General features: G+C 58.2%; 6 protein-coding genes. 1 reads left to right on the top strand and 5 read right to left on the bottom strand.

Features of this window, described 5'->3' with window-relative positions:
• Nucleotides 1-240: alpha/beta fold hydrolase (locus NP534_RS25710; protein ID WP_443201101.1), on the bottom strand; the 240-nt coding region annotated here is incomplete at its 3' end.
• A gap of 215 nt (nucleotides 241-455) precedes the next feature.
• Here NP534_RS25710 and NP534_RS25705 point away from each other — a divergent pair.
• The gene (locus NP534_RS25705) at nucleotides 456-689 is read left to right on the top strand and encodes a hypothetical protein (RefSeq protein WP_274100586.1); all 234 of its coding nucleotides are present in this window, start codon (nucleotides 456-458) and stop codon (nucleotides 687-689) included.
• A gap of 596 nt (nucleotides 690-1,285) precedes the next feature.
• Here NP534_RS25705 and NP534_RS25700 read toward each other — a convergent pair.
• The 4 genes from NP534_RS25700 to NP534_RS25685 are packed head-to-tail and all read right to left on the bottom strand — an operon-like array spanning nucleotide 1,286 to nucleotide 4,799.
• The gene (locus tag NP534_RS25700) at nucleotides 1,286-2,200 is read right to left on the bottom strand and encodes a LysR family transcriptional regulator (protein WP_274100585.1); all 915 of its coding nucleotides are present in this window, start codon (nucleotides 2,198-2,200) and stop codon (nucleotides 1,286-1,288) included.
• A 16-nt stretch (nucleotides 2,201-2,216) separates the two neighbouring features.
• Nucleotides 2,217-2,726, bottom strand: a complete 510-nt coding sequence (locus tag NP534_RS25695; protein ID WP_274100584.1) for a flavin reductase family protein — start codon at nucleotides 2,724-2,726, stop codon at nucleotides 2,217-2,219.
• 25 nt (nucleotides 2,727-2,751) lie between these two features.
• On the bottom strand, nucleotides 2,752-3,783 hold the full coding sequence (locus tag NP534_RS25690) for a methionine synthase (protein ID WP_274100583.1): 1,032 nt from the start codon (nucleotides 3,781-3,783) through the stop codon (nucleotides 2,752-2,754).
• 26 nt (nucleotides 3,784-3,809) lie between these two features.
• Entirely contained in the window at nucleotides 3,810-4,799 is a 990-nt protein-coding gene (locus NP534_RS25685) for a DUF1852 domain-containing protein (RefSeq protein ID WP_274100582.1), read from the bottom strand.
• Nucleotide 4,800 lies beyond the last annotated feature (1 nt).

Here is a 4,800-nt window from a genome sequence, read left to right as displayed (position 1 = left end):
CTGCACCTGGTGCAGGCGGTAGCTATGCTTTAGCCTGGCGGCCAGGTCTTGCCACACTTCGCGGGAAGACGCCAAGCCCGGGATCAGGATGACATCCGGGCCGGCGCCCTCAACGGTTACCGAGATGCGGTCTTTGCTCAACGTTGCCGACGCCTGCGCTGCGGGCTGGGTGGCTGATGCCGGGGCTGAGATCAAGGTGAAAGCGGTACCGATTGCCGCGAGGAGGGTGCGTGTGCGCATGACATTTTCCTTTTGTCCTTCGTTCGCCGTCCAATACCGCCAAACGGGTTGAAGTGTCGAGGATAACATCCAGCCCTGCGTCTTCGGCGTCGGCTGGCAGAATGACGTGAGGGGTCTGTTCGGTAGCGTACAGACCCCTACCGCCATTGCGCACATCCTTGAACAGTCAGCATCTCAGTTGCAGCAACTGTGGGGTTTACTCAGGGAGTGCGGACATGGCAGATAAATATGTTGGGAAGATAGTCGGGGTGGGTACGGATAACGTGGTCTACGTGATCAACATTTATCAAGACGAGACGATTGAGCGCTCGCCACATGGCATGATTCGGCATGAAGGGCTGAAGCATTTCGAGATGCAGTTTGGTGGGGCGGTGCGTAGGATTTCTGAATCCGAGTATGAAATTGCAAGCACGGGCGTCAGGGTTACTGTGCAGGAGGGGGACGGCTAGGGTGGTTAACCTCGCAGGCTGCCTACGCCTGGCCGTAGTCGTTCTTCCTGTCGCCTGTGGGAGCGGGCTAGCCCCGCGAACACGGGCGTAGCCCGTGCCAGTCAACCCCATTTTCTGGCTCGGCCTCTTCGCGGGGCAAGCCCGCTCCCACAAAATGGACTGCCGATGGTGAGCCGTGTCAGGGTATAGGGTGAGGGCAGCTAGGTGCCTGTCTTAGGTTTGGAGGTGGGGCGGATATCGAGCGCCGCCCGCGCGGCGCATCGCGAGCGAAGCTCGCTCCTACATTTGTTTCGGGCCAGTTATTCCTGAAGCCACCGCGCGCGCCCTTGGCGTTCGACTCAATATCGAGCCGTACAAACAAGTTGGTCGCGCACGCTGGCACAGGCGTGACTGGCCCGAAACAGATGTAGGAGCGAGCTTCGCTCGCGATGCGCCGCGCGGGCGGCGCTCGATATCCGCCCCACCTCCAAACCCAAGACAGGCATCTAGCTGCCCTCACCCTATACCCCGACAAGCACATGGCAGCCCCACTTCCCCAACATTACTAGCCTGTGTTGACCAACAGCTTACGAGCCATAGCTATCAGGCAACCGGCCTCACACCGCATTGACACCCTCCAACGTCGCAAAGGAAATGTCTTTTGCTGTAAGCAGGAAGTCCCTCATGTAGGGCATTTCCAGCATATCGCTGCGAACCGCCGCGAATAGCGTGGCTTGCAGCCCTTTCTCGCCCAGGCGCTTGGCAATGACATAGCCGCGCGAGGTGTATTCATGCACCGCCCAGTTCGGTAGGCAGCAAACCCCGCGGCCGCTGGCCACCAGCTGCATCATCATCACGGTCATTTCGGCGGTGCGTACCTGGGCGGGCTCGAGGTCGGCGGGGTCGAAGAAGCGGGTGAAGATGTCCAGGCGGTTGCGCTCGATCGGGTATGTGATCAGGGTCTGGCTGGCGATGTCGGCGGGTTCCAGGTAGGGCTTTTCGCGCAGGGAGTGGTGCTTGTCGATGGCCAGCATTGCCTCGTAGCCGAACAGCGGCACGTAGGTGATACCTGGCAAGGTCACCGGGTCGGAGGTCACCACCAGGTCGAGGTCCCCCCGTTCCAGGGCCGGCAGTGGCGCGAACGACAACCCTGAGGCCAGGTCCAGTTCAACCTCTGGCCATGCCTCGCGGAAATCGTCCACCGAGGGCATCAACCATTGGTAGCAGCTGTGGCACTCGATGGCGATGTGCAGCCGGTCGGCCGTACCGCCAGCCAGTTTGCTCAGCTTGCGCTCCGTCGTGCGAATCAGCGGCAGCACCTGGTCGGCCAATTGCAACAGCTTGAGGCCGGCCGTGGTGAAGCGCACCGGCTTGGACTTGCGCACGAACACGGGCATGCCGAGGCGACTTTCCAGCTCCCGGAACTGGTGCGAGAGCGCCGATTGCGTCAGGTGCAGGAACTCGGCAGCCTCGGGCAGGCTGTCCGTTTCGCGCAGGGCATGAAGCGTGCGTAGGTGTCTCAAGTCGATCATGAGAAGAGGGCAACGCTCAAACCGCGCAATGCGCGGCGAGGTTGCAATATTGTCCTTTGAAATACAGCAAGGGTTGCGTCGCTGCGGCGTCCTGCACGTTCAGCGCTTTCACTTCGCCAATCACGATCACGTGGTCACCGGCTGCGTGTTCGGCGTGAATCTCGCAATCCAGCCAGTGCAGGCTGCCGGCAATGACCGGATTACCCAGCGGCGACGCCTGCCACTTGACCCCATGCCATTTGTCCGCGCCTTTGCGGGCGAACTGGTTGGAAATCCCCACCTGTTCACCTGAAAGGATATTGACCGCGAAGCGGCCCGCCTGGCGAATGCCGGGGTAGCTGGCCGAACTGGCCATCACGCTGAATGACACCAGCGGCGGGCTCATCGACACGCTATAGAACGACTGGCAGGTGAAGCCAATCGGCGCGCCATCGATGAGCGAGGTGATCACCGTGATACCGGACGCGTAGTGCCCGAGCGCTTCGCGAAAGCGCGAGGGCGCGATGGCAGTACTGGGAAGTGACATGGTAGGTCCTGACGTGAGGGGGCCTTTAATGGGCCAGGAGTTCTCTGCGCACGATGTCTGCGCCTGCACTCAGCGCATTCAGCTTGCCCCTGGCGACCTGGCGAGGTAATGGGGCCATGCCACAGTTGGTGCACGGGTAGAGTTTGTCGGCATCTACGAATTGCAGTGCTTTGCGCAGGGTAGCCGCGACTTCCTCGGGGGTTTCAATGGTGTGGTTCGCCACGTCAATGGCGCCTACCATCACTTTTTTACCGCGGATGAGTTCCATCAGGTCCAGCGGGACGTGCGAGTTGTGGCATTCCAGCGAGATGATATCGATGCTGGATTTTTGCAGTTTGGGGAACGCTTCTTCATATTGGCGCCACTCACTGCCCAGGGTCTTTTTCCAGTCGGTGTTGGCTTTGATGCCATAGCCATAGCAAATATGGACGGCCGTTTCACATGTGAGGCCTTCAATGGCCCTTTCCAGCGTGGCCACACCCCAGTCATTGACTTCGTCGAAGAAGACATTGAAGGCGGGTTCATCGAACTGGATGATGTCCACACCGGCAGCCTCTAGCTCAAGGGCTTCCTGGTTGAGAATCTTGGCAAATTCCCACGCCAGTTTTTCGCGGCTTTTGTAATGGTTGTCGTACAGCGTATCAATCATGGTCATGGGGCCTGGCAGCGCCCATTTGATGGGCTGCCGGGTTTGCTGACGCAAAAACTTGGCATCTTCTACAAACACGGGCTTTTGCCGAGCGACAGCCCCCACCACCGTCGGTACGCTTGCGTCGTAGCGATCGCGGATACGCACGGTTTCACGTTTCTCGAAATCAACGCCGCTGAGGTGCTCGATGAAGGTCGTCACAAAGTGTTGGCGCGTTTGCTCGCCATCACTGACGATATCAATGCCGGCGTGTTGCTGCTCTTGCAATGACAGGCGCAGTGCATCCTGTTTGCCTTCGGTCAACGCCTCATCCTGCAACTTCCAGGGGGACCAAAGTGTCTCGGGTTGTGCGAGCCAAGAGGGTTTAGGCAAACTGCCGGCAGTCGACGTGGGTAACAGCTTTTTCATGAAAGAAGACCTTGTATTTGCGTAAGTCAGGAAGCGTAGTTGGCGGACCACTGCTCAAGCATGGCGTGGTAAGGTTTGATGAAGTGCTCTTCGACAAATCGTCCCTGTTCAATAGCCAGCCGGCTACGCTCTTCCCGATCATAAACAATGCGTGTCAGCGAATAATCTTCGTGCTTCAAGCTGGGCTGGTAGGACTTTCCTGCCACCGAATTGGCATTGTAGATTTCGGGGCGGTAGATTTTCTGGAAGGTATCCATGGTGCTGATGGTGCTGATCAGCTCAAGGTTGCTGTAGTCACTGAGCAAATCGCCGGAGAAATAGAAAGCCAACGGCGCAGCGCTGTTCGCAGGCATGAAGTAACGCACTTTCAATCCCATCTTCCCGAAATATTCATCGGTCAAGGAATATTCATCTTGCTGGTATTCAAAGCCCAGCACCGGGTGCTGGTTTTCAGTGCGATGGTAAGTCTTGCTGCTCGACACGCTCAGGCAGATGACCGGGGGCTTGGCAAAGTGCTGTTTGTAGGTGGCGGAGTTCACGAAGCGCTTGAACAGCTTGCCATGCAGCTCGCCAAAATGCTCAGGTGTGCTGAACGCTGGCTGGTTTTTGTTGTGCCCCAGTAGCAGTACGCTGAAGTCGTAATCGCGCACGTAGGACGAAAAATTGTTCCCCACCATGCCGGCGATGCGCTCGCCGGTTTTTCGGTCGACGATGTGGGTTTTCAATATTTCAATCAAGGGCAGGGCGTGATCGCTGCGTTCAGCATCGATCGTCATCGCGACGGAAATTATCTCAAGCTCGACGCTGTAACGGTCGCCTTTTGGGTTGTCCCAATGCGCCAGGGCGTTGAAGCGGTTGTCGATCATCCCCAGGGTGTTGCGCAAGTTTTCCTGGCGGCTCGCGCCCCTCGCCAGGTTGGCGAAGTTGGTCGTGAGGCGTGTGTTTTCGGCGGGGTGATAATGTTCGTCGAAACGAATGGTCTTGATGGAAAAGTTGAAATCTGTGGAGCTACTCACC

It is taken from the genome of Pseudomonas sp. 39004, assembly GCF_028682155.1.
Taxonomy (GTDB): Bacteria; Pseudomonadota; Gammaproteobacteria; order Pseudomonadales; family Pseudomonadaceae; genus Aquipseudomonas; species Aquipseudomonas capeferrum.
Note: the sequence above shows the minus strand (reverse complement) of the source record. Positions and strands in the feature narration are given on the sequence as shown.